Origin of the sequence: Blastococcus goldschmidtiae (assembly GCF_031845325.1) — a bacterium.
GTDB lineage: Bacteria > Actinomycetota > Actinomycetes > Mycobacteriales > Geodermatophilaceae > Blastococcus > Blastococcus goldschmidtiae.
The window spans coordinates 1-22,691 of sequence record NZ_JAVREI010000015.1 but is presented as its reverse complement, the minus strand read 5'-3'; the positions used below and the strand labels follow the sequence as shown (position 1 = coordinate 22,691).

The 22,691-nt window shown below is 73.8% G+C and carries 21 protein-coding genes and 2 tRNA genes; 8 read left to right on the top strand and 15 right to left on the bottom strand.

The window, feature by feature from the left end; translation table 11 throughout:
- Positions 1–31: 31 nt before the first annotated feature.
- A tRNA-Met gene (locus RM425_RS17320) sits at positions 32–108 on the bottom strand.
- Positions 109–261: 153 nt separating this feature from the next.
- Between RM425_RS17320 and RM425_RS17315 the strand changes: the two genes are divergently transcribed.
- Positions 262–726 (top strand): hypothetical protein, encoded by a 465-nt coding sequence (locus tag RM425_RS17315; protein ID WP_311346465.1) that lies wholly within the window; start codon positions 262–264, stop codon positions 724–726.
- A gap of 206 nt (positions 727–932) precedes the next feature.
- Here RM425_RS17315 and RM425_RS17310 read toward each other — a convergent pair whose 3' ends face one another.
- From RM425_RS17310 to RM425_RS17285, 6 genes are all read right to left on the bottom strand, one after another.
- A complete protein-coding gene (locus tag RM425_RS17310) occupies positions 933–1,877 on the bottom strand; it encodes a hypothetical protein (protein ID WP_311346464.1) in 945 nt (314 codons plus the stop codon).
- Between the two features lie 152 nt (positions 1,878–2,029).
- Entirely contained in the window at positions 2,030–2,911 is an 882-nt protein-coding gene (locus RM425_RS17305) for an alpha/beta fold hydrolase (protein ID WP_311346463.1), read from the bottom strand.
- Between the two features lie 33 nt (positions 2,912–2,944).
- Positions 2,945–3,718 carry a phytanoyl-CoA dioxygenase family protein gene (locus tag RM425_RS17300; protein WP_311346462.1) on the bottom strand — a complete coding sequence of 258 codons (774 nt, stop codon included), beginning with the start codon at positions 3,716–3,718 and terminating at the stop codon, positions 2,945–2,947.
- A gap of 160 nt (positions 3,719–3,878) precedes the next feature.
- A tRNA-Met gene (locus RM425_RS17295) sits at positions 3,879–3,952 on the bottom strand.
- A 73-nt stretch (positions 3,953–4,025) separates the two neighbouring features.
- Complete coding sequence (locus RM425_RS17290; protein ID WP_311346563.1) at positions 4,026–6,989, bottom strand: UPF0182 family membrane protein; 2,964 nt, start codon at positions 6,987–6,989, stop codon at positions 4,026–4,028.
- A gap of 161 nt (positions 6,990–7,150) precedes the next feature.
- Positions 7,151–8,173, bottom strand: a complete 1,023-nt coding sequence (locus RM425_RS17285) for a YlbL family protein (RefSeq protein WP_311346461.1) — start codon at positions 8,171–8,173, stop codon at positions 7,151–7,153.
- A gap of 103 nt (positions 8,174–8,276) precedes the next feature.
- Between RM425_RS17285 and RM425_RS17280 the strand changes: the two genes are divergently transcribed.
- Positions 8,277–9,626, top strand: coding sequence for a zinc-dependent metalloprotease (locus tag RM425_RS17280; protein WP_311346460.1), 1,350 nt, complete (start codon positions 8,277–8,279; stop codon positions 9,624–9,626).
- Positions 9,627–9,683: 57 nt separating this feature from the next.
- Here RM425_RS17280 and RM425_RS17275 read toward each other — a convergent pair whose 3' ends face one another.
- Positions 9,684–10,379 carry a M48 metallopeptidase family protein gene (locus RM425_RS17275; RefSeq protein ID WP_311346459.1) on the bottom strand — a complete coding sequence of 232 codons (696 nt, stop codon included), beginning with the start codon at positions 10,377–10,379 and terminating at the stop codon, positions 9,684–9,686.
- 390 nt (positions 10,380–10,769) lie between these two features.
- Here RM425_RS17275 and RM425_RS17270 point away from each other — a divergent pair, with 390 nt between their 5' ends.
- The 3 genes from RM425_RS17270 (at position 10,770) to RM425_RS17260 (ending at position 13,623) form a co-directional block, all read left to right on the top strand.
- Positions 10,770–10,922 (top strand): DUF5679 domain-containing protein, encoded by a 153-nt coding sequence (locus RM425_RS17270; protein WP_012950213.1) that lies wholly within the window; start codon positions 10,770–10,772, stop codon positions 10,920–10,922.
- 174 nt (positions 10,923–11,096) lie between these two features.
- Entirely contained in the window at positions 11,097–12,149 is a 1,053-nt protein-coding gene (locus RM425_RS17265; protein WP_311346458.1) for a ThiF family adenylyltransferase, read from the top strand.
- Between the two features lie 151 nt (positions 12,150–12,300).
- Positions 12,301–13,623 carry an ABC1 kinase family protein gene (locus RM425_RS17260; RefSeq protein WP_311346457.1) on the top strand — a complete coding sequence of 441 codons (1,323 nt, stop codon included), beginning with the start codon at positions 12,301–12,303 and terminating at the stop codon, positions 13,621–13,623.
- A 157-nt stretch (positions 13,624–13,780) separates the two neighbouring features.
- Here the strand turns inward: RM425_RS17260 and RM425_RS17255 are convergent, their stop codons facing one another.
- The 4 genes from RM425_RS17255 to RM425_RS17240 all read right to left on the bottom strand — a co-directional run bounded on the left by RM425_RS17255 (position 13,781) and on the right by RM425_RS17240 (position 17,002).
- The gene (locus RM425_RS17255) at positions 13,781–14,023 is read right to left on the bottom strand and encodes a hypothetical protein (protein ID WP_311346456.1); all 243 of its coding nucleotides are present in this window, start codon (positions 14,021–14,023) and stop codon (positions 13,781–13,783) included.
- Entirely contained in the window at positions 14,020–14,388 is a 369-nt protein-coding gene (locus RM425_RS17250; RefSeq protein ID WP_311346455.1) for a WhiB family transcriptional regulator, read from the bottom strand. The genes RM425_RS17255 and RM425_RS17250 overlap by 4 nt, the downstream gene beginning before the upstream one ends.
- 139 nt (positions 14,389–14,527) lie before the next feature.
- Entirely contained in the window at positions 14,528–14,836 is a 309-nt protein-coding gene (locus RM425_RS17245; RefSeq protein ID WP_311346454.1) for a hypothetical protein, read from the bottom strand.
- Between the two features lie 156 nt (positions 14,837–14,992).
- Positions 14,993–17,002 (bottom strand): ATP-dependent helicase, encoded by a 2,010-nt coding sequence (locus RM425_RS17240; RefSeq protein WP_311346453.1) that lies wholly within the window; start codon positions 17,000–17,002, stop codon positions 14,993–14,995.
- Positions 17,003–17,155: 153 nt separating this feature from the next.
- Here RM425_RS17240 and RM425_RS17235 point away from each other — a divergent pair, with 153 nt between their 5' ends.
- The 3 genes from RM425_RS17235 (at position 17,156) to RM425_RS17225 (ending at position 18,661) form a co-directional block, all read left to right on the top strand.
- Positions 17,156–17,422 carry a mycoredoxin gene (locus tag RM425_RS17235; protein WP_311346452.1) on the top strand — a complete coding sequence of 89 codons (267 nt, stop codon included), beginning with the start codon at positions 17,156–17,158 and terminating at the stop codon, positions 17,420–17,422.
- Between the two features lie 7 nt (positions 17,423–17,429).
- Positions 17,430–18,014, top strand: coding sequence for an ANTAR domain-containing protein (locus RM425_RS17230; protein ID WP_311346451.1), 585 nt, complete (start codon positions 17,430–17,432; stop codon positions 18,012–18,014).
- Positions 18,015–18,313: 299 nt separating this feature from the next.
- A complete protein-coding gene (locus RM425_RS17225; protein WP_311346450.1) occupies positions 18,314–18,661 on the top strand; it encodes a nucleoside/nucleotide kinase family protein in 348 nt (115 codons plus the stop codon).
- A 116-nt stretch (positions 18,662–18,777) separates the two neighbouring features.
- On the opposite strand, the gene nudC is transcribed toward RM425_RS17225, so the two are convergent.
- From nudC to RM425_RS17210, 3 genes are read right to left on the bottom strand one after another with little or no spacing between them, the layout of a single operon-like run.
- Positions 18,778–19,755 (bottom strand): NAD(+) diphosphatase, encoded by a 978-nt coding sequence (nudC, locus tag RM425_RS17220; RefSeq protein WP_311346449.1) that lies wholly within the window; start codon positions 19,753–19,755, stop codon positions 18,778–18,780.
- Positions 19,752–21,113 carry a M16 family metallopeptidase gene (locus RM425_RS17215; protein WP_311346448.1) on the bottom strand — a complete coding sequence of 454 codons (1,362 nt, stop codon included), beginning with the start codon at positions 21,111–21,113 and terminating at the stop codon, positions 19,752–19,754. Before RM425_RS17215 ends, nudC begins: the two co-directional genes overlap by 4 nt.
- A complete protein-coding gene (locus tag RM425_RS17210; protein WP_311346447.1) occupies positions 21,110–22,420 on the bottom strand; it encodes a M16 family metallopeptidase in 1,311 nt (436 codons plus the stop codon). The genes RM425_RS17215 and RM425_RS17210 overlap by 4 nt, the downstream gene beginning before the upstream one ends.
- Between the last annotated feature and the right edge of the window lie 271 nt (positions 22,421–22,691).

Here is a 22,691-nt window from a genome sequence, read left to right as displayed (position 1 = left end):
TCACAGTGCGACTGTGAGGGCCGTTCCAACGTGGTAGCGGGGACAGGATTCGAACCTGTGACCTCTGGGTTATGAGCCCAGCGAGCTACCGAGCTGCTCCACCCCGCGTCGGTAGGTACCACTCTACACGGCGTCGGGGCCCGGCCCGCCGGGGGGTGCGGCAGGCACCGGAGTGAGTGGTGGGACTGCCCCGTCACGCGGGCCGCCGGGCGCACGCGCGCCTTCCGGGTCGGACCGGAGCCCACACCTACAGTCCGCCACGTGAGCGGGAATCCGGGGGTGAGCCTCTTCATCGGCGACCCGCAGCCCGTGGAGATCCACCACCGCGGCATCTGGTACTCCGGCGAGCTGCTGGGCTGGACCACGCAGGACGGGCGGGTGCTGGCCCGCGTCCGCTGCGTCGTCGACGGTCTGCGCCACTCCACCTGGAAGGACCTCGCCGAGCTCCGGCTCCCCGACCCGGCCCGCCCGCCCCGCTGCGAGACCTTCCCCGCCGCCCCGGGCCGCGCCCTGCCCGACACGGCGGACGACGACGACGCCACCCGCCCGCACGCGCTGCTCGCCGGAGCGCGCGTCCGGCCGCAGAAGCCGGAGCACGCACGGACGCCGCCGGCCGTCCACGACCGGCTCGCGCCGGCCTCCCGCCCGGAACCGGCCGTCCGGGCCGCCGCACCGCAGACGTTCCCGAACCGGCGACGTCACAGCGACGAGCTCAGCCCCGTCTGAGTACGGCAGCAAGATGAGTCGGTGGGTATAAATCCCGCCGGCCGCCAACGCCTCCGAGGTTCGGCCTGGTACCGCGACCGTCAGTCTTCGCCCTGTAGACGGCTTCCGGGAGACCGCGCCGGCCGCTGAACTCTCCATGCCCGACGTTGCCACCCAGGCCGGCGTCCTCATCGGTGCAGCTGTGGTCCTGCGGACGGCCGCGCGGATTAGCGGGGCGAGCCCTCGTACCACCGGAGCACGCGCAGCGCCCGGAGAGTGTTCCAGCGGCTGGGCCGGCCGTCGCCGTCCTCGAGCGCGAAGTGGACGGTGCCGGGGTGGGTGTTCTCCAGCAGCCAGGTGCCGTCGGGCTGCTGCTTGCCGCGGACCAGCTCGACCGCCTCGGCCGCCCGTTCGTCGGGAGCGGCACCGGCCTCGCGGAAGTAGTCCAGCGCCCGCAGCACGTCGTAGTGCCACCGCGGCGGGAAGGCGAACGTCAGGTAGGCGGGCGAGACCACCTCGCCCGTGGCCTTGCGCCGGAACAGGGACCGTTCGAGCAGGTACTCCTCGCCGCGGCGCCGGGCCGCCGCGGTCTGGGGCGTGCCGCCGGTGGCCCGCTCGTGCGCGAGGAGTCCCTCAAGCACGTTGATGGTCGAGTGGAACGACGAGCGGGTCGAGCCGTGCTCCGTCCAGCAGTTCCAGCCGCCGTCGTCGAGCTGGTCGTCGAGCAGGCGCTGCGCGGTCCCGTCGACGTCCTCGCCGAAGTAGGCGCCGAGGGCGAGGGTCCTACCGTTGATGCAGGGCTCCACCTCACCGTCGAAGAAGCGCTGGCCGGCGTGCTCCCAGCGGCAGTTCTCGCGGACCAGCGCCACCGTCTCCCGCGCGGCGGCCGATTCCGGCTCCAGGCCGAGGTCCTTGAGCAGCACGAGGGCGGGCAGCGTGGAGGTCCAGGGCTGTCCGGATCCCTCAGAGGGCCTCCAGGCCGCCGGGAAGTACGCTCCGCCGGCCCACTGGCCGTCCGGCTCCCGCTGCGCCAGCAGCCGGGCGCCCCACCCCTCGGTGGCCACCCGGGCCCGCTCGGCGGCCACGACGTCCTCCGGCGCGTCGGCCAGGTCCCGCAGCGCTTGCCAGCGGATGGCGGGACCGGAGTCGAGCAACCAGTCGAGCACCGTCATGGCCGTGAACCTAGCGATGCGGTGCGCAAAGTGCCGCTCAGCGGACCGCTGTGACCGAGCCTCTCGGCCCTACACGGCTTCCAGCCATATACACACCAACTCATCTTGCTGCCGTACTCGGCCCCGTCTGACGGCGGCCCGCCGGGCGCCGCTCACCGCGTCAGGAAGTCGACGATCCGGCGGTTGACCTCGGCGGGCTGCTCCAGGTGCAGGAAGTGCCCGGCATCCTCGACGACCACGACCTCCGAGCCTGGTGCGAACACGGCGCGGGACGCCTCGGCGGCCTCGACGCCCATGCAACCGTCCTGGTTCCCGTGCAGGTACAGGGTCGGCTGCGGCGGAACACCGCTGACCGCCTGCTGCTCGGCGGCGAGCTCGGGTGACTGCCGGGCCGGGTCGAACAGCGCCCGGTAGTAGCCGAGCGCCGCGGCCAGGTTCTCCGGCGTCCCGAGCGAGGCGCGGACGCAAACCAGGTCCTCGGTGGCGTCGTACCCGGGCGACCAGTCCGCCCACAGCCACGCGACGAACGCGAGGTCATCGGCCGCCACCAGCACGTCGGCCAGCGGGTTCTGGAAGAAGTACATGTAGAACGACCGCTTGATCTGGTCGTAGGTGAAGAAGGAGCCGGCCAGCGCGGGGCCGACCGGGACCGCCATGGCCACGACCCTGCGCCAGCGCTCGGGAGCGCCGACCGCGGCGCCGTACGTCGCCTGCGCACCCCAGTCGTGGCCGATCACCACGGCGCGGTCGTTCCCGCCCAGGGCCTCGTGCAGCGCGTTGGCGTCCCTGGCCAGGGCGCCGGTCTGGTAGCGCCCGTCGGCGGGGATGCCGGTCGGCGCGTACCCCCGGGAGAACGGGGCGACCGCCCGGAAGCCGGCAGCGGCCAGCTCGGGCAGCAGGTGCCGGTAGGTGTGCGCGGTGTCGGGGAACCCGTGCAGGCACAGCGCCAGGGGCCCGTCCTCCGGTCCCGCCGTCAGGCAGCCGAACGTCAGGCCGCCGGCCTGGACCTGGATCTCCGTCACGGGGGTGGCCACGACGCCAACCTAGGTCACCCGCACCCGCCGGTGTCAGGTCGAGGAGAGCGACCGCCGGGGGTGGCGCCCGTCGACGTATCCCAGGAACGGCGGGTGGATGTTGTAGCCCAGCAGCTCCTGCAGCCGCTCGGGCAGCTCTCGCACGATCTCCCTCGGCACGGCCAGGACATGGTTCTCCTGCGGCCGCAGCCACGAGGCCGCGTACTCGAGGATGACCCCGAGGCGGGGCCGGTCGGTGGTGTTCGCACCCCCGCCGTGGATGAGGTTTCCGACGTAGATCAGCACCGAGCCCGCCGGCATGACCGCAGCCGTCGTCTCCTCCTCCGTGGCCTTCCGACCCGGCTCCCACCGGTGGCTCCCCGGTACGAACCGCGTCGCGCCGTTCTCGACGGTGAAGTCGTCGAGCGGCCACATGGTGTTGACGACGACGTCCCTGCCGGTCCGGGGCAGCGGGTAGACGTCGTCGTCGCGGTGCAGGACCTGCGCGACCTCGCCCGGGCCGATCTGGATGCCGACCGGCGCGCTGAACTGGTAGTGGCCCAGCACGTGGTCGAGGACCCCGAGGACGAGCGGATGGGTACCGGGGCCGTCGAAGAAGCGGGTCTTCGCGAAGAGTGCGTAGACGCGCTGGGTGGAGAAGCCCTCGAACGAGTTGCGCCCCGTGCCCGTCTCCGCCAGCACCCGCTGCAGGTCGGCCCGGGCGGCCGACACCCACTCGGGGTCCATCAGCCCCTCGATCAGGACGTACCCGTCGCGATCCACGGCCTCGACGGCTTCCTCGACGGTGGCCTCACGCGTCAGCGCCATTGCGACTCCCCGGTGGTCCGGTGCGGGTGGACGTCGTCCGGACGAGCCGGAAGCGGGACGAGCGAACCACGAAGCGGGGACGAGGTCGAGACAGACGAGGTCGAGACAGGAGATGACGCAGGGCCCGGTCACCGTGGTGACCGGGCCCTGCGTGTGCGAGTAGCGGGGGCAGGATTCGAACCTGCGACCTCTGGGTTATGAGCCCAGCGAGCTACCGAGCTGCTCCACCCCGCGTCGGTGGCCCAACCCTACCAGCCACCGGGAGGGGCGGCTCCGCACGGTCGCAGAGCCTCCCCTCCCCCGTGGATCAGCCGCCGCCCGAACCCGCGGCCTGCGCCGCCTGGTAGGCGCGGACGGCGACGTCCAGGTCTTCCAGGGCCTGCCCCTGCTCGGCGAAGGACCCGCCCTGCTGGGCCTCGCGCAGCCGGTTCAGCGCCGCGTTGATGTCGTCCACGGCCTGCTCCGTGTCCGGGGTGGCCGCCTCGCCGCCCTCGTCGTCCTCCGGGAGCGGGACCGGGGACGGATCCGCCGGCGTCTCCTCCCCGGGAACGTCCTCGTCCTCCGTCACGTCGTCCGGCACGGCATCGGCGTCGGAGGCGACCACGCCGGCACCCGGGCCGAAGACCTGGTCCAGGGCCTCGGCGAGGGTGTTCGCGTAGCCGATCCGGTCACCGAAGTTGACCAGCACCCGCTGCAGCAGCGGGAAGCCGCTGTCGCCGGCCCCCTCCACGTAGAGGGGCTCGACGTAGAGCAGGCCCGCGTCACCGATGGGCAGGGTCAGCAGGTTGCCGAACACCGCGTTGGAGTTGTCGCTCTCGAACAGCGTCAGGTCGGGCCGGACCTGGTTGTTCGTCGTGAACGAGTTCTGCACCTGCCCCGGCCCCCGGAACGGAGTGTTGCCGGGCAGCTGCAGCACCTGCAGCTCGCCGTAGGTGTCCGGCGCACTGGAGGCCGAGACGAACGCCGACAGGTTGTCCCGCTCGAACGCGTTCAGCGCGCTGGTCAGCTGGAAGCTGGCCTCGTCGTCACCCGGCCGCTGGGCCAGGATGTAGTACGGCGGCTGGTTCTGCTGGGTGTCCTGCGTCGGGTCCTCGGGGATCTGCCACCTGTCGCTGCCCTCGTAGAACGTGATCGGCTCGTCGACGTGGTACCGGGTGAGGATGTCGCGCTGGACCTTGAACAGGTCCTCGGGGTACCGGACGTGGCTCACCAGTTCCTCGGACGCCTCGCTCTGCGGCTGGACCACCCCGGGGAAGGCCTTCATGTAGGTCTGCAGGACCGGGTCCGGGTTCTCCTCCTGGTCCCAGGCGTACATGGTGATCGTGCCGTCGTAGGCATCCACGGTGGCCTTCACCGAGTTGCGGATGTAGTTGAACGTGTCGTTCGGCAGCGCGGTCGTGCCGGTACCGGTGAGCGCGTCCGCCGCGGCCTCGCCCAGCTCCATCTGCTCGGCGTAGGGGTAGGAGTCCGACGTCGTGTAGCCGTCGACGATCCAGACGACCCGCCCGTCGACGACCGCGGGGTACGGGTCGCCGTCGACCTCGAGGAAGGGTGCCACCTTCTCGACCCGCTCACGCGGGTCGCGGACGTAGAGCACCTTCGACTCCTCGTTCACCGCGCTGGAGAGCAGGAAGTTGCGCTCGCGGTAGTAGATGGCGAACGTCAGCTGCCGGAAGAAGCTGCCGACCGACACCCCGCCCTCGCCGTCGTAGGTGTTGTTGATCTGCCGGTCGTCGGAGCCACCCTCGGGCAGGTCGAACTCCCGCGGCTCGGCGCCCTCGGGAGCGCCGACCACCGAGTAGTCCTCGATCAGCTCCCCGTAGTAGATGCGCGACTCGTCGGGCACGATTTCGCCGCGGACGGGCAGGTCACGGGTGGTGAAGTTCGGCTCCCCGCCCTCCGTACCGGCGACCACCTCGTTCGCCGGGGCGGCGACGAACCCGTTGCCGTGGGTGTAGACGGTGTGCCGGTTGATCCAGGTGCTCTGGTTCTCCGACAGCCCGGCGCTGTTGAGCTCCCGGACCGCCACGACGTAGTCGCCGGTCTCGCCGTCGAGGGTGTAGCGGTCGATGTCGAGCTTGTCGGGGAAGCCGTAGACGTTCCGGATCTGCTGGCGTGCGGTGAAGGTGTCGGTCAGCACGTTGGGGTCCAGCAGGCGTGCGTTCGGGATCGTCTCGGTGTCGTTCCGGAGCTCGGCGAGCGCCACCTCCGGGTCGACCTCGTCACCGGTCGTCTCCTGGGCGTAGTTGACGTACTCGACCTGGTCCAGGCCGTAGGCCTGCCGGGTCAGCTCGATGGCCCGCTCGATGTAGGGGGCCTCGCGCTCGTTGGCGCTGGACTTCACCACGAACTGCTGCACGATCGCCGGGTAGGCCACGCCGATGACCAGGCTCGACACCAGCAGCAGCACCAGGGCCGCCGCCGGCAGCAGGAAGTTGCGGACGAAGATGTTGGCGAAGAACGCGATCGCGCAGACCGCGGCCACGAACACCAGGATCGTCTTGGGCACGAGCAGGGCGTTGACGTCGGTGTAGCTGGCACCGGTGAACACGTCACCGCGGTCGGAGTAGACCAGGCCGTAGCGGTCCAGCCAGTACGCGACCGCCTTCAGGGCGACGAAGAAGCCCACCAGCACCGAGATCTGCACCCGTGCCGCCGAGGTCAGCTTCTGGCCGGGCGTCTGCAGACGCAGGCCGCCGAACACGTAGTGGGTCAGCAGCGAGCCGATCAGCGCCAGGATCACGATGGCGAAGCCGAAGCCCAGCACGAGCCGGTAGAAGGGGTACTCGAACACGAAGAAGGACAGGTCGAGCCCGAACTGGGGGTCGGTCTCGCCGAAGTCGGTGCTGTTGCGAAAGGTCAGCCAGGTCTCCCAGCTGCCCTGCGCGGCGAAGCCCGCGAACAGCCCCAGGACGACGGCGACGGCGGTGAGCACCAGGCCGGCGCGCGGCTCCAGCGACTGCCGGTAGCGCTCGAGGTTCTGCTGCTCCAGCGACATCGGCCGGAAGGTGGGGCGGAACCGGTAGGCGAGGTAGATCGCCAGCCCGGTCAGCCCACCGGTCGCCACCGCTGCCACCGCGAAGAGCAGGGCACGGCTCTGCAGCTCGGTCCAGAAGACCTCGGTGTAGTCGGTCTCGGCGAACCAGAGGTAGTCGACGTAGACGTTGGTCAGCGAGCCGATCACGGTGAACAGCACGAGCAGCACGGCGATGGCGCCGAGGACCAGCTTCGCGCGGCGCGACAGCGTCGGCACCGGCACGGGGGGCCGCATGGCCACGAGCGGTCTCCTTCAGTTACGGGTCGTCAGGTGCGGATCCGGTGGTGCGGCCACAGCCACTGGCACCGGCGAGGTGGAGGCGCCCGACCTCGGCGCCGCCCCCGCTCATCCCAGCACAACGCACCAGGCACGCCGGGGTTCCCGGGCGCCCCGCCTCAGCAGCCGGCGGGGGTGCGCCCGGCCTTCAGGTCCGCCAGCGCGGTGAGCGCGTCGTCGAGCGTGGCGACCTTCGCCAGCGGGTAGCCGGGGTCCTCGGCGGCGAGGGCCTCGGCGCAGTTGGCCGCCGGGACGAGGAAGAGGTCGGCGTCGATCTCGCGGGCGGCGACCATCTTCAGCGGGATCCCACCGATGGGCCCGACGTTCCCGTCCCCGTCGATCGTGCCGGTGCCGGCGACGAGCGCGCCTCCGGTCAGGTCCTCGTCCCCCACGAGGTCGAGGATGCCCAGGGTGAGCATGAGCCCTGCCGACGGGCCGCCGACGTCCTCCACCTGGATGTCGATGTCGAACGGCGCGGAGGGCTGCTCGAGCACGCTGACCCCGAGCGCGGAGCCCTCGCCCTCCTCGGCGGCGCGCGTGGTCACCGTCGTGCTCCCCGGGGTGCCGAGCCGCCTGTACTCGACCGTCACCTCGGTCCCCGGCGGGATCGAGGAGAGAACGGAGTCCAGCGCCGCGAAGTCCGGGGTCGGGCGGCCGTCGACCGACTCGATGGCGTCCCCCTCCTCCAGCAGCGACTCCGACGGCGAGCCTTCCGGGACGGCCCGCACGACCACCTTCCGCGGGAAACCCAGACGTCCCAGCGCCACGGACTCCGCGGCCTGCTCGGAGGTCAGGAACGCCTGGCGGTTGACCTCGCGGGTCTCCTCCACCGTGCGGTCGGGCGGGTAGACCGACTCCTCCGGCACGACGGCGACCTCGTCGTCGAACCACCCGCGGACCGCCTGGACCAGGCTCAGCCCGCGCTGCCCCACCCCCACCGTGGTGAGGTTGAGGTTGCCGTCGACCTCGTTCCGCTCCCGGCCCTCGATCGCGATGATCGGCTCGCCGTCGATCTCGCCCAGCGTGTCGTAGGTGGGTCCGGGCACCTGGGCGACGTACGGCACCGGCAGCGTCGTGCCGAGCAGGCCGAAGAGCACCAGCAGCACGCCACCGGCGCTCAGGACGGCGTTGCGACGGGTCACGACGGGCCAGCTTAGAGCGGTTGCCCGGTGCCCGGCCGGGGAGTGCGCTGTGAGCGGAGCGCTCCCGGCCCCTCGGAGAAGATCACGCGTCTACCGTGGACGCATGAGCGACGTGCCCTTCGGTTTCGGTGTCCCCGACCGCGATCCCGATCGCCGTGACGACGGCGGGGGCAACCCGGGCGGGAGCGATCCGTTCGGCCTGGGTGCGCTGTTCGGCGGCATCGCCGGCGGCGGCTCCCCCGAGGACGTGCTGGGCAAGATGCCGCTGTTCGCCGAGCTGCAGAAGCTGATGAACTGGTCGGGCGGCCCGGTCAACTGGGACCTCGCCCGGCAGAGCGCCATCAGCCAGCTGGCCGCGGGCCACCAGCCCTCCTCCGACGGCGAGCGCACCGCCGTGGCCGAGGCGCTGCGGCTGGCCGACCTGTGGCTGGACCAGGTCACCGAGCTGCCCTCGGGCATCGACCGCACGGCCGCGTGGTCGCGGGTCGAGTGGGTGGAGCAGACCCACCCGGCCTGGGCCGAGCTGATCGATCCGCTCGCGGAGAAGGTCGTGGCGGCGATGACCAGCGCGCTGCCGCAGGAGGCGGCCATGAGCTTCGGCCCCATCGCCGGGATCATGGGCCGGATGGGCGGGATGATGTTCGGCGCCCAGGTCGGGTCGGCGCTGGGCAAGCTTGCCGACGAGGTGCTCACCAGCACCGACGTCGGCCTGCAGCTGGCCCCGCCCGGCACCGGCGTGCTCGTGCCGCAGAACGTCGCCGCGTTCGCCGCCGGGCTCGACCGCCCGGCCGACGAGGTGCGGTTGTTCCTCGCGCTCCGCGAGGCCGCAGCCCAGCGGTTGTTCGCGCACGTCCCCTGGCTGCGGCAGCAGCTGCAGGACGCCGTCCACGCCTACGCCCGCGGCATCACCATCGACCGCGAGGCCATCGAGCGCGGCATATCCGAGGCCATGGCCGGCGGCGGCATGGAGGGCCTGGACCCCAGCGATCCCGAGAGCATCCAGCGGCTGCTGGGCAGCGGGGTGCTGGAGCCCGAGGAGACGCCCGAGCAGGCGATGGCGCTGCGCCGGCTGGAGACGCTGCTCGCCCTGGTCGAGGGCTGGATCGACACCGTCGTCGCGGCGGCCGCGAAGGACCGGCTGCCCGGCCACTCCGCCCTGGCCGAGACCATGCGTCGTCGGCGGGCCTCCGGCGGACCGGCCGAGCAGACCTTCGCCACCCTGGTCGGACTCCAGCTGCGCCCCCGCCGGCTGCGCGACGCCGCCACCGTGTGGGCGGCCATGACCCAGCAGCACGGCGGCGCCGATCGCGACCGGCTGTGGAACCACCCCGACCTGCTGCCGACGTCGGACGATCTCGACGAGCCCATGGACTTCGTCGCCCGCCACGGGCTGGACGACGAACTCGAGGCGCTGACCGACGGCGACGCCGAGCGGGAGAAGCCCGAGGAGTAGAAGGACCCCCTCCTCCCCACCCCTCGCAGGCTCGGGGCGGTGCCCGGGAGGGGGCCGTCAGTCGACGAGATCGGCGTCCGACACCTCGTCGGCGTCGGCCGCGCCCGCGGTGTTCGCCAGCTCCACACCCTCGAGGAAGCCGCGCGCCCGCTCGGCCCGCGGGTAGCGCGCCACGAGAGCCCAGAACCGCTCGTCGTGGCCGGGTTCGAGCAGGTGGACCAGCTCGTGGACGAGCACGTAGTCCACGACGTACTCGGGCATCGAGCGCAGTCGGCTGGACAACCGGATGCTGCGGTCGGCCGGGGTGCAGGACCCCCACCGCCGCTGCTGGTTGTCCACCCACCGCACCGACGCCGGCTCGGCGAGTCCGTCCAGGTGCGCGGCCGAGAGCGCGCGGGCCCGGACCATCAGCTCGTCGTCGCCCCCGAGGGACCGGCGCCGCCGCTCCTCGCGGGTCTGGAGCTTGGCGACCATCTGGGCCACCCACCGGCGTTCCTCGGCGGGGCTGAACGCCGCCGGGATGAGCACGACGGTGCGGCCGCTCTCGCGGTAGGCGGTCACGGTGCGCCGGCGGCGGGCGCTGCGACGGACCTCGACGACGGACCCGGCGTCCCCGCCGGTGAGGGGTACGGCAGCGCCGTCCCCGCGCGCCCGGCCCCGCGCCATGGGCACGGCTCGGCCCGCACCCGGAGGCAGCGGCGGGACGCCGGAGAGCTCGGGGTGTGCGGAGGCGTCGGGGGGCGGTCCGTGCACGGGGGAACCGTAAGCCACTCCACCGCCAGCGCGCCCGCCCGGAGACACCCTCTCGGGTACAGGTCGCACGGACGGTGGACACGGCCCGGGCGCACCGCGTCACCGCCCGCCCCGGCCGGTACGTTCCACAACCCGGCCGGGGGCGTCCGCGCAGGTCGGACCGCATGCGTGCCCCACCGCGGGGACGTTGTCCCCCGCTACGCCCCCTGGCCGCACACAGGGACACGCCGACGGGTCCCCACGTGCTCCACAACGTTGTCCACAGGGTGTGGGAAGCCGGTGGTCGGCGGAGGGCCGCCGCCGGTATCGGGACGCGCCGACACGGGTAGCGTGCCTGCGCAACGACGCCCGGCGCGCATGCCGAGGCGCCCCTGAGGCGAGGAGATCCCCGTGGCGGAGAGCTACAACGGCTACTGCGTGAAGTGCAAGGAGAAGCGCGACTTCGACGGCGAGGTCAAGGTCAGCGAGTCCGGTCGTCGCATGGCCCAGGGCACCTGCCCGGTGTGCGGGACCAAGATGAACCGGATCCTCGGCAAGGCCTGAAGAAGGACCCTCCTGCTCCCCACCGCTCGCAGGCTCGCGGCGGGCCCCTGCAGGAGGGCCGCTCCATCACGTCACCACGGCGGCGCTCTCCTCGGGGCGCCGCCGTCGTCGTTCCGGGTGCCTGCCTGTGGACGGAGACTCGGGCGCGTTCCCCGGCGCTGTCACGCTCCCCCGGTGAGCGACACGGCCCGTCCCCTGCTGCCCTCCGCCGTCCCGTTGCTGCGCTGCGACGCCGACTCGCTCCAGATCGGCGGCGTGGACTCGGCCGACGGCCTGCTGGTGAGCCCGCACCCGGACGGGCTGGCCGCGCTGCTGCGCAGCCTGGACGGGCGACGGGTCCAGCGCGCGGTGCTCGCCGACGCTGCGCGTCAGGGCCTGGATGCCGACGCGGTGACCGCCGTCCTCGACGGCCTGCGCGCCACCGACCTCCTGGTGGACGTCGACGCCGCCGACCTGCTGGCCGCCGACGCCGGGCCGGCCGCCGTCGCCCGCCGCGCCGCGGAGACGCCACCGGCCGGCGGCTGGCGCGCCCGGCGCGCCGCCGTCGTCGTCGTCGACGGCGCGACCCGGGTCGGCACGCCGCTGGCCGCTGTCCTGGCGGCCAGCGGCGTCGGCCGGGTGAGCGTCCAGGACACCGGCCTGGTGGCCGCGGGGGACGCCGTCGTCGGTGGCGCCACCGCCGCGGACGAAGGGCGCCCCCGGCCCGCGGCCGCGGCCGACGCCGTGCGGCGGGCCAGCCCGCTGACCGACCTGCGCCCCCTGACCGACGGGGCCGTCCCGGACCTCGTCGTGCTGGCCCGCCCCTGGGCTGCCTCCGATCCCACCGCGGCCGGTTGGTCCCGGGCCGGCGTGCCGCACCTGGTCGCCACCGTGCGCGGCGCCACCGGTGTGGTCGGGCCCCTGGTGGTGCCGGGGGTCACCAGCTGCCTGCGCTGCGCCGACCTGCACCGGCGTGACGCGGATCCACGCTGGCCGTACCTCGCTGCTCAGCTGACCGCTGCCGAACCGCCGCCCAGCGGCGCCACGGTCACCTGCCTGCTGACGGCGGTGACCGCCGCGGTGCAGGTGCTCGCCTACCTGGACGGCACCGCCGCCCCGATCGTGCTGGATGCGACCCTGGAGCTGGCTCCGCCCGACCTGGTTCCGGGGGTGCGCCGCTGGACGACGCACCCCCAGTGCGGCTGCGCCCAGCGGGTGGGCCCCCGGGCAGGGGACAATGACCCGTGAGCGCGCTCGCGGGTTCGCCCGAGACGCCTCCGCGCGGCCGCGGAGGCCGGGCACGGCGCCGACGAGGAGGACCAGTGAGCGAGCTTGCGAGCTCACCAACGGGCAGAGCAGTCCCGCGAACGCGGCCGACGAGCGCCAGCGAGGAGACCGCGTGAGTGACGACGGACCGGTGATGCCGCGGGGGTCGGTCTCCCGGACCGCGCGGCTGGCCTCCCTCCCTCTGGGGGCCGCCGGCCGGGCCACCCTCGGGCTGGGCAAGCGGCTGTCCGGCCAGTCCGCCGACGCGGTCTCCGCAGAGCTGCAGCAGCGCACCGCCGAACAGCTGTTCGCCGTCCTGGGGCAGCTCAAGGGCGGGGCCATGAAGCTCGGGCAGACGCTGTCGGTCTTCGAGGCGGCGGTGCCCGAGGAGATGGCCGCCCCCTACCGCGAAGCGCTGGTGAAGCTGCAGGAGGAGGCGCCACCGATGCCGGTGCGCACCGTGCACGCGGTGCTCGCACAGCAGCTCGGCGGCACGTGGCGGCAGCGGTTCAAGGAGTTCGACGACCAGCCGGCGGCAGCGGCGAGCATCGGCCAGGTGCACCGGGCGACCTGGCGCGACGGCCGCGACGTCGCGGTGAAGATCCAGTACCCGGGCGCGGCCACCGCGCTGATGTCCGACCTCAACCAGCTCAGCCGCTTCGCCCGCCTGTTCGCCGTCCTCTTCCCGGGGATGGACGTCAAGCCGCTCATCGCCGAGCTCAAGGCACGGGTCGTCGAGGAGCTGGACTACAGCCTGGAGGCCGACGCCCAGCGGGGCTTCGCCGCCGCGTTCGCCGACGACCCCCAGATCGCCGTACCCCGGGTGGTCGCCAGCGCGCCGAAGGTGATCGTCTCCGAGTGGCTCGAGGGCATACCGCTGTCACGGATCATCGCCACCGGCAGCCGGGAGCAGCGCGACCGGGCCGGTGTCCTGATGGCGATGCTGCACTTCTCCGCACCCCAGCGGGCCGGGTTGCTGCACGCCGACCCGCACCCGGGCAACTTCCGGCTGGTGCCCGACGGCCGGCTCGGGGTCATCGACTTCGGGGCGACGGCGCGGCTGCCCGACGGCCACCCGGAGCCGATCGGCCGGCTGCTGCGCTGGGCCCTGGAGGGCAAGGCGGAGGAGGTGCTGGCCGACCTCCGCGCCGAGGGCTTCGTGCTGCCCACCGCGCAGATCGACGCCCAGGGCGTGCACGACTTCCTGCGACCGATGCTCGACCCGATCGCGGAGCCCCGCTTCCACTTCACCCGGGCCTGGATGCAGGAGCAGGCGGCCCGGGTTGCCGACCCCCGCCTCGAGGCGAGCCGGCTGGGCCGGCAGCTCAACCTGCCGCCGGCCTACCTGCTCATCCACCGGGTGACGATCGGTTCCATCGGTGTCCTGTGCCAGCTGGACGCCGAGGGTGACTTCCGAGGCGTCCTGGAGGAATGGCTTCCCGGCTTCAACGGCTGACGCCGGGCTCCCCCCGCCGCGCCGCGTGGGACCCGGAGGGTTCCGCGCAGGCGTGGCGGACGCGCTCGGCGCAGCAGGGGGACGGCCGTTGATCGCGGTGTCATCCGGAGGATGACAGTGTCTTGGCCGCGGTGCGACCCGCAGGGTCGCGATGTGCTCAGTAGACCGACGCGCTGAGCCGGGCGGCGCGACGCACCGCCCGCTCCGCGCGACGTGCGGCCTTGCGGGCCCGGTACAGCCGGTGCGCGCAGGAGGAGGCCATCGCCTCCTCCTGCATCTCGCGCATCCGGCTGTGGGCCAGTGCGTGCTCGTAGCCGTACATGATCGGTTCCTCGGTTCTCGTGTCCGGTGTGGACGCCTCCGCCAGGAGGACGGGGGCGGACTGCTCTGCGGTGCTCATGCGGCGGTCACCTTCCGGGGACGCCCGCGGGGGCGCTTGCGGGCGATCACCACCCCGCGGTCGAAGATCTCGCCGCCCCAGACGCCCCACGGCTCGGCCCGGTCCAGGGCGCCGGCCAGGCAGGCGTCCCGGAGCGGGCACGTGGTGCAGAGCGCTTTGGCCTGCTCGAGGACCGTCGGGCTCTCGGCGAACCAGAGCTCGGGGTCCTCCTCGCGGCACGGCACGGGGCGCCGCACCGGCGCCGGGGACAGCGGTGGCGTCGGCCACCGGCGGGGTGGATGGGGTCCGTACGGCGGCGTCGTGCCACCGGTTCCGGACATGCCGGTCCGGCGGTGGGACGTCGCGCGCTCGATCGTCTGCGGCACTGCCGCTCCTCCTCGTGCTCGTCGTCAGACGGCCGGCGGTGGCCCGCCGACCGAAGTCGGGGCCGGGTGCCGCGGAGAAACGAAGAGGCCGCGGATCCCGGGTTCGGGTTCCGCGGCCTCGAGGAGGACCGGCGAGCGGTTAGCTCTGCGGTCTCCCCGGGGGGTGGATCCCGAGGGTGGTGCCGTTGTTGTCGGTGGTGGTGCTGAGCGAGGCGGCGCCGGCGACGGCGATTGCCTGCAGGAAGGACTTGTGGGTCACGCCGCGCTCATCGATCGGACGCAGGCGGGCGGCGACGGGCAGACCGGTCCCGCGGATCGGAGCTGCCATGGGCGCCATGACGACCGGGGTGCCGCCGAGGAGGGCGGAGGAACATGCGTACCGGGACACGCCGATGCGGCCCGGGCCGGAGAACCCGGCGGGGGCGTCGGTCCACGTCGTGCTGATCACGTCCACCCCTCCTTCCGGGTCGCCAGCGCGGCCGGTCGGCCGTGCTCGGGCTGGGTGCAGCTCGTTGGGTCAGGACACTAGGGGGGCGTCTCCGACCGGGTCAATCGATTTAATCGGCACGTCCACCGATCAAGGTCCGGAGCGGTGCTGCGGACCTCAGCCGGCGACGGTGGCGAGCACGTCCTCGCCGTAGAGCTCGAGCTTGCGGGAGCCGATGCCCGGCAGCGCGGACAGCTCCCGCAGGTTCGCCGGCCGGGTCTCGGCGATCGCCTGGAGGGTCGCGTCGGTGAAGACGACGTAGGCCGGCACCGAGGCCGTCTGGGCCGCCTGGCTGCGCCAGGTGCGCAGCCGCTCGAACAGCTCCCCGGCCTCGCCCTCGAGCACCACCTTGGGCCGCTTGGCGGCCTTGCGGGCCGGCGGCGCGGTGGGCCCGCTGTCAGGGGCCAGCCCGGTGAGGAACCGGCTCCGCGGCCGGGCCCGCTTGCCCCCGGGGTTGCGCGCCAGCGACCAGGAGAGGGTCAGCTGCTCGCGGGCACGGGTGATGGCGACGTAGAGCAGCCGCCGTTCCTCCTCCACCGCCTCCGGGCGGGACAGCGACTGGGCGATGGGGAGCACGCCGTCGACCAGGCCGACGACGAACACGGCGTCCCACTCCAGGCCCTTGGCCGCGTGCATCGACGCCAGCGTCACGCCCTGCACGGTGGGCGCGTGCTGGGCGTCGGCCCGCTGGGCCAGGTGGGTGACGAAGCCGGGGAGGTCCAGCTCCGGGTTCTCCGCGACCAGGTCGACGGCGAGGTCGACCAGGGCGGCGAGGGACTGCCAGCGGTCGCGGGCCGCTCCCCCGGCGGGCGGCCGGTGCTCGACCCACCCCGTGGAGGCCAGGACGTCGCGGACGGTCGGCACGAGCATGCCCGGCTCGCTGCCACCGGCGGCCGCCCCGCGCAGGAGCAGCACGGCCTCCCGCACCTCGGGCCGCTCGAAGAACCGCTCACCCCCGCGGAGGACGTACGGGACGCCGACGTCGGCCAGCGCCGACTCGTACACCTGGGACTGCGCGTTGATGCGGAACAGCACCGCGATCTCGCTGGCCGGCGTCCCCTCGTCGATCAGCGCCTTGCAGCGGGCCGCGACGGCGGCTGCCTCGGCGGGCTCGTCGGCGTGCTCGACGAAGCGGGGCTCCACGCCGTCGGCTCGCTGGCCCAGCAGGCGCAGGCCGGGAAGGCCCTTGCGCCGCGGGGCCATGCCGATCAGCCGGTTGGCCAGGCCGACCACCTGGGGCGTGGACCGGTAGTCGCGCTCGAGCTTGACGACCTCGGCGTCGGGATAGCGGTCGGCGAAGCCCAGCAGGTAGTCGGGGTCGGCGCCGGTGAAGGAGTAGATCGTCTGGTTCGGGTCACCGACGACGCACACCGCGGCACGGCCGCCGAGCCAGGCGTCCAGCAGCCGCTGCTGCAGCGGGTTGACGTCCTGGTACTCGTCGACGACGAAGTGCCGGTACTGGTCCCGGACCGTCCGGGCGACGTCGGGATGGCCCTCGAGCGCGTAGGCGGTGACCAGCAGCAGGTCCTCGAAGTCCAGTGCCCCGTCGCGCTCCTTGGCCGACTCGTAGCTGGCGTAGACCGCGGCGACGGCGGCGGCCTCGAACGGTGGCTCGCGACCGGCCGCCTTGGCGCGCGCCGGGTAGTCCTCCGGCATCGCGAGGGTGGTCTTGGCCCACTCGATCTCGCTGGCGAGGTCGCGCAGGCTGGTCCGGTCGGTGGTGAGCCGGTTGCGCGCCGCCGCGGTGGCCACCACCCGCAGCTTGTTCTCGATCAGCGGCGGCATGGGGCCGCCCAGGACGCGCGGCGCGAAGTAGCGCAGCTGCCGCATCGCGGCGGCGTGGAAGGTGCGCGCCTGCACGCCGCCGACGTCGAGGGCGCCCAGCCGGGTGCGCAGCTCGCCGGCCGCGCGCGCGGTGAAGGTCACCGCGAGCACCTGCTCGGGCACGTAGACACCGGTGTGCACGCCGTAGGCGATCCTGTGGGTGATCGTGCGGGTCTTGCCGGTGCCCGCGCCGGCCAGGATGCAGACGGGCCCGTTCACCGCCTGGGCCGCGGCCCGCTGCTCCTCGTCGAGACCGGCGAGGACGTCCTCGGCGCGGGACCCCGATCGGGTGGCCGCACTCATCGGATCCTCGCTCGCGTCACGTGCCGATCCTCCCAGCCGACCCCGACGTCGCGGGGAAGCATCCCCAGGACGGCCGCGTTGCCCCCGACACACCGTGCGGTACGCCCTCTCGGGGCTGGACCCACCACGAACTAGCAGGGAGACTCCACCGCGATGACCACGATCCCCGGCACCGACGTGACGATGTACACCACCACGTGGTGCGGCTACTGCCTGCGCCTGAAGAAGCTCATGCAGATGGAGGGCATCGGCTTCGCCGAGGTCGACATCGAGGCCGACCCGGCGGCGGCGGACCTGGTCATGAACGCCAACGGTGGCAACCGCACGGTCCCCACGCTGATCTTCGCCGACGGCACCGCGCTGACCAACCCCAGCATCGACCAGGTCAAGGCGCAGCTCGCCGCGGCCGCAGGAGCGTGACCAGCCGATGATCCCCGGTCCCCGCCCCTCCGACGGGCAGTCCCGCCCGCTCTCGGGGCCGGGTGACCCGGTTCACCGAGCCCTCGACCGCGACCCCGCGCCCGTCGCGCTGACGCGCACGCCGCGAGGCTGGGTCGTCCGGTCGGACACCGGCAGCCACGCCGTCGGCGACGTCGTCGAGGGCATGTCGCTGGCCGACCTCATCGCCGAGGAGTTCGGCTCGTTGCCCGAACCCGATCGCTCCACCCGCCGCTCCGCTCGCGGGGCCGTCGTCGCCGCCGGTGCCACGCCGCCCGTGGTGGACGAGGCCGCCCTGCGGATCGCCGCGCTGGAGCGCATCGTGTCCCAGCTCGAGCACGCACTCGCCGCCCGGGTGAGCACCGAGCGAGCCATCGGGGTGCTCGCCGAACGGCACGGCCTCAGCGTCCGCGCCGCGTTCGAGACGCTGCGCCGGGATGCCCGCTCGCAGGGTCGGCCGGTCGCAGAGCTGGCACGGGCCCTGCTCGACGGGCTCCCGCAGGACGCACCGCCGGCGCCACCGGTCGCTGCGGGACCGGCCGTTCCGGTCGCCGCGGCGGACGGCCGGTCCTGACCCGCCCCGAACCGCTCACCCCCGCCGCGCTGGCCGACCGGCTCGCCACGCTGCTCGCCGGCCGGCCGCCGGAACCCGGTGCCGCTGCGCTGCGCGTCGCCGTCGACGGTCCCGAGCTCGCCAGGCCGGAAAGCCTCGGCGAGGCGATCGCCGAACGTCTCCCGGCTCTCGGCCGGGGCGCGGTCGTCGTCCGCGCCGACGGCTTCTACCGCCCGGCCTCGCTCCGTCTGGAGCACGGCCGCACCGATCCCGACGCGAGGTACAGCGACTGGCTCGACGCGGGAGCCCTGGCCCGCGAGGTGCTCGCCCCGCTGGGGCCCGGCGGATCGGGCCGCTACCTGCCGGTGCTGTGGGACCTGGAGCGGGACCGCGCCGTCCGCGCGCGGCGACAACCCGTGCCTCCCGAGGCCGTCCTGCTGGTCGCCGGCGCCCTGCTGCAGGGCATCGGGCTGCCCTTCGACGTCGTGGTCCACCTGCGGGTCGCCCCGGCCGCGCGGCGACGGCGCACGCCGGCCCACCAGGCCTGGGCGCTGCCCGCCTTCGACCGCTACGACGACGAGGTGGATCCGGCCGGCCTCGCCGACGCCGTGGTGCTGGCCGACCACCCCGACCGCCCGGCTCTCGTACTCGGCGACCGCTTCAGCTGACCGGGTGGCCCCGTCCGGAGGCTCGCCGCGAGCTTGCGAGCGGCCTCAGGCCCCCTCCTGGGAACCGCCGCGAGCGTGCGAGTGGGTGGGGAGGAGGGGGTCCTTCAAGGGGTCCTTCAGCAGTCGTCGAACTCGCCGGTGAGCCAGCGGTCGATGACGTACCGGGCGATCGAGACCGCCGGTGGCAGGGCCGCGAGCTTGCCGCCGGCCACCAGCTCGTCGCGGGAGAACCAGCGGGCCTCCTCGATCTCGTCGGGGTCCAGGACGAGCTCCCCCGCCTCCTCGGCCCGGGCGACGAAACCGAGCATGAGCGACTGCGGGAAGGGCCAGGGCTGGCTGCCCACGTAGCGCACGTCGGTGACGGTCAACCCGACCTCCTCGGCGACCTCGCGGGCGACCGCTGCCTCGGCGGACTCCCCCGGCTCGACGAAGCCGGCCAGGATGGAGAACCGTCCCGGCGGCCAGATCGACTGCCGGCCCAGCACCAGGCGACCGGCCCCGTCGTGGACCAGCATGATCACGGCGGGGTCGGTCCGCGGGAAGATGTCGGTCCCGGTGGTGGGGTCGCGCTGCACCCAGCCGGCCCGCTCGATGGTCGTCGCCGCCCCGGTCAGCGGGCTGAAGCGGTTGCGCTCGTGCCACTCGACGATGCCGATGGCCTGGACCAGCAGGCCGGCGTCCAGGTCACCCAGCACGGTGGCCAGGTCCCGCAGGCCGGTCCAGCTGTCGACCGGCTGCCCGCTGACGGTGAGGGCCCGCTCCCCCCGGACGGCGGCGTAGGGCACGCCGTCGGCCTCGCCGAGGAAGATCGCACCCGTGGGCAGCGCCGGCTGCTCGTCCCAGATCAGCCGCGGGCCCTCCGGGGTCTCGCGCACGGGCACGGTGCGCTGCCCGTCGACCGTGAGCACCCGGACCGGTCGGCCGCCGGTGGGATCGGGCAGGGCGCGCGAAAGGTGCGCCCGGTCGTGCGCCACCCGGGAGAGCACCGGCACGGAGCCGATCGAGGGCGTCGTGCCGTCCGGCCACGCGGCGGCCCGCCCCTGCGGCGGTGGCGGGTTGTCGGCCGGAGTGCTGCCGCCCGGGGGGACGGTCATGCCCCGGGCTCCCGGCGGACGGTCAGCGGGCCCAGCGCGGCCAGCTGTGCCTCGACCGGACCGGCGTCCCCGACGACGACGGCGGTGAGCGCACCGGGGGCGAGGTAGCGGCGCGACACCTCCTGCACCTGCTCGACGGTGACCGCCTCGAGCGCCCGCTGGTGCTCGGCCAGCCAGCCGACGGGCAGTCCGGCACCGACCAGGGCGGACAGCGTGCTCGCCAGGCCGGCGTGGGTCGCCGTCGACAGGGCCATGCTGCCCACGACGTACCGGCGGGCCGCGTCGAGCTCGGCCTCGGTGACCGGGGTCAGGGCCATGCGGCCCAGCTCGTACAGCGTCTCCATCAGCGCCGGGCCGGTCACCTCGGTGGCGACGTCGGCCTCGACGAGGAAGGACGCGTCGGCGGCCTGGTGCTCCACCGCGCTGCGCGGGCTGTAGCTGTAGCCACGACGCTCGCGGATGTTCTCGACCAGGCGCGAGGAGAAGTACCCGCCGAACACCATCGCGGCGAGCCGGGCGGCGGCCAGGTCGGGATCGGTGCGCCGGGGCGCGGGACCACCCAGCCGGATGTTGGACTGCACGGCTCCGGGCCGGTCGACCAGCTCCAGCACCGGGGCGTGCAGCGCTGTGGCCGGTGTGGACTCCGTGGCGGTCCCGGGAGCCGTCCAGCCGGCCAGCGCGTCGGCGACCGCGTCGGTGGCGGCGGTGGGGTCGAGGTCGCCGACGAGCACGAGCGTGCTGCCGGCGGGCAGCACGCGCTCGCGGTGCAGGCGGCGGAGCGCGGAGCCGGTGACGCCGGAGACCAGCGCCTCGTCCGGGAGCGTGACGGAGTACGGATGACCGGCGTAGCGGCGGGCGCTCAGCGCGGCCCGGGCCAGCACGGCGGGTTGCGAGCGGGCGATGGTGATCCGCTCAGCGAGCCGGTCGCGCTCCCCCTCGACCCCGTCGGCGGGATACGTCGCGCTGGTGAGCAGCTCGGCGAGCACCCCCAGGACCGGACGCAGCCCGCCGGGCAGCAGGGCCGTGGCGAACAGCAGCCGGTCGCTGTCCGCGGACACCGACATCTCGGCGCCGTGGCTCTGCAGGAGCTCGGCGATGCCGGTCTGGTCGTGCGACGCCGTGCCCAGCAGGACGGCGCCGGAGAGGACGGATGCGCGCGCGGTGTGCGCACCGGCGGACCGGGCGCTCGTCGCCGCGAAGGGCACCCGCAGCCGCAGCTCGATCAGGGGCACGCCGGGGCGCGGGACGACCACCAGCCGCAGGCCGTTGTCCAGCGTCGTCTCCGAGGCGGCGGGGACCGGCTGGGGCCGCGGGTCACCGAGCGGCGGGATCAGGGAGTGGTCCAGGGTCGCGGTCATGCCCGGCCGCCCGCCGGTCGCAGCTCCAGCATCGCCACGGTGCCGGGATCCAGGCCGCGGGCGGCGGCCTGCACCTGCTCGGGGGTTACTGCGGCCAGCCTCGCGGCGAGCTCGCCGGCCAGCTCGGCGCGGCCGTGGACCAGCTCGGCGGCGGCGAAGGCGAGCGTGCGGCCGAGCACGGAATCGGCCTGCCGCAGCAGCTGCGCCTCGGTGCGCGCCTGCACGCGGCGCAGTTCGTCGGCGGGGACGCCGTCGGCGGCGACCCGGGCGATCTCCTCGTGCACGGCGGCGGTGACCCGCTCGACCGGCACGCCGGCCGGGTGGTGGACCTGGGTGGTGAGCAGGGTGGCGTCCCGGACGTCGAAGGGGTCGCCGAACAGGCCGACGTAGCTGCTCTGGGCGATGGCGATGCGGTCGTCGTGGATCAGCCGGCGCTCCAGCCGGGAGGCGTCGCCCTCGCTGAGCAGCTCGGCGAGCAGCACCGTGCCGAGGTAGGAGTTGAATTCGGCGACGGGGTCGGGCACCCGCCAGCCCAGGGCGACGGCCGGAGCGGTGACCAGCCGGTCCTCGACCAGGGCGGAGCGCACCGAGGTGGGCGCGGGCTCGCCGGTGCGCGGGGTGGGCGGCACCTCCCGGGCGGCGACCGGGCCGAACCAGCGCTGCACCAGCCGCTCGGTCTCGGCGACGTCGAGGTCCCCGCCGATGCAGAGGACGGCGTTGCCCGGCGCGTAGTAGGTGGAGAAGAAGTCGGCCGCGTCGTCGACGGTGGAGGACTCCAGGTCGACGAAGGACCCGTAGCCGTCGTGGGTGTTGGCGAAGCTCTCGAACGCCACCTGCGGCAGCTGCAGCCAGGGGAAGGCGCCGTAGGGCCGGTTGAGGACGTTGACCCGGATCTCCTCCTTGACCACGTCGATCTGGTTGCGGAGGTTCTCCTCGGTGATGGCCGGTGCCGCCATGCGGTCGGCCTCGAGGAACAGCGCCCGCTCCAGCGCCTCGGCCGGGAGCGCCTCGAAGTAGTTGGTGTAGTCCTGGTGGGTCGAGCCGTTGAACGTGCCGCCGGCGGCCTGCACCAGGCGGGCGTGCTCCATCTTCGGGACGTTGGCCGACCCCTGGAACATCATGTGCTCGAAGAGGTGGGCGAATCCCGTGCGCCCCTCGGGCTCGTTCCGCATGCCGACGTCGTAGAAGACGCTGACGGCGACCACGGGGACGCTCCGGTCGGGGGCGAGCACCACGCGCAACCCGTTGTCGAGCGTGAACCGCTCCACCGGGTGCCGCAGGGTCAGTTCGGCACCAGCAGTCGTCACACCCCGACACTACGACGGCGCAGCACCATCGACCGGTCGCGGGGTCGCGCCGAGTGGGCCCCGGAGGGGTCCGCGCAGGCGGGACGGACACGCTCAGCTCGACCGGGGAACGGCTCCTGGCCGCGGTGTCGCGCCGAGTGGGCGCCGGAGGGGTCCGCGCAGGCGGGACGGACACGCTCAGCTCGACCGGGGAACGGCTCCTGGCCGCGGGGTCGCGCCGAGTGGGCCCCGGAGGGGTCCGCGCAGGCGGGACGGACACGCTCAGCTCGAC

What these genes read in the sequence shown, in the direction of transcription:
- RM425_RS17310 (WP_311346464.1), bottom strand. Translation starts at nt 1,877, where the DNA reads ATGACGGTGCTCGACTGGTTGCTCGACTCCGGTCCCGCCATCCGCTGG.
- RM425_RS17300 (WP_311346462.1), bottom strand. Translation starts at nt 3,718, where the DNA reads ATGGCGCTGACGCGTGAGGCCACCGTCGAGGAAGCCGTCGAGGCCGTG.
- RM425_RS17290 (WP_311346563.1), bottom strand. Translation starts at nt 6,989, where the DNA reads ATGCGGCCCCCCGTGCCGGTGCCGACGCTGTCGCGCCGCGCGAAGCTG.
- RM425_RS17280 (WP_311346460.1), top strand. Translation starts at nt 8,277, where the DNA reads ATGAGCGACGTGCCCTTCGGTTTCGGTGTCCCCGACCGCGATCCCGAT.
- RM425_RS17255 (WP_311346456.1), bottom strand. Translation starts at nt 14,023, where the DNA reads ATGAGCACCGCAGAGCAGTCCGCCCCCGTCCTCCTGGCGGAGGCGTCC.
- RM425_RS17240 (WP_311346453.1), bottom strand. Translation starts at nt 17,002, where the DNA reads ATGAGTGCGGCCACCCGATCGGGGTCCCGCGCCGAGGACGTCCTCGCC.
- RM425_RS17235 (WP_311346452.1), top strand. Translation starts at nt 17,156, where the DNA reads ATGACCACGATCCCCGGCACCGACGTGACGATGTACACCACCACGTGG.
- RM425_RS17230 (WP_311346451.1), top strand. Translation starts at nt 17,430, where the DNA reads ATGATCCCCGGTCCCCGCCCCTCCGACGGGCAGTCCCGCCCGCTCTCG.
- nudC (WP_311346449.1), bottom strand. Translation starts at nt 19,755, where the DNA reads ATGACCGTCCCCCCGGGCGGCAGCACTCCGGCCGACAACCCGCCACCG.
- RM425_RS17215 (WP_311346448.1), bottom strand. Translation starts at nt 21,113, where the DNA reads ATGACCGCGACCCTGGACCACTCCCTGATCCCGCCGCTCGGTGACCCG.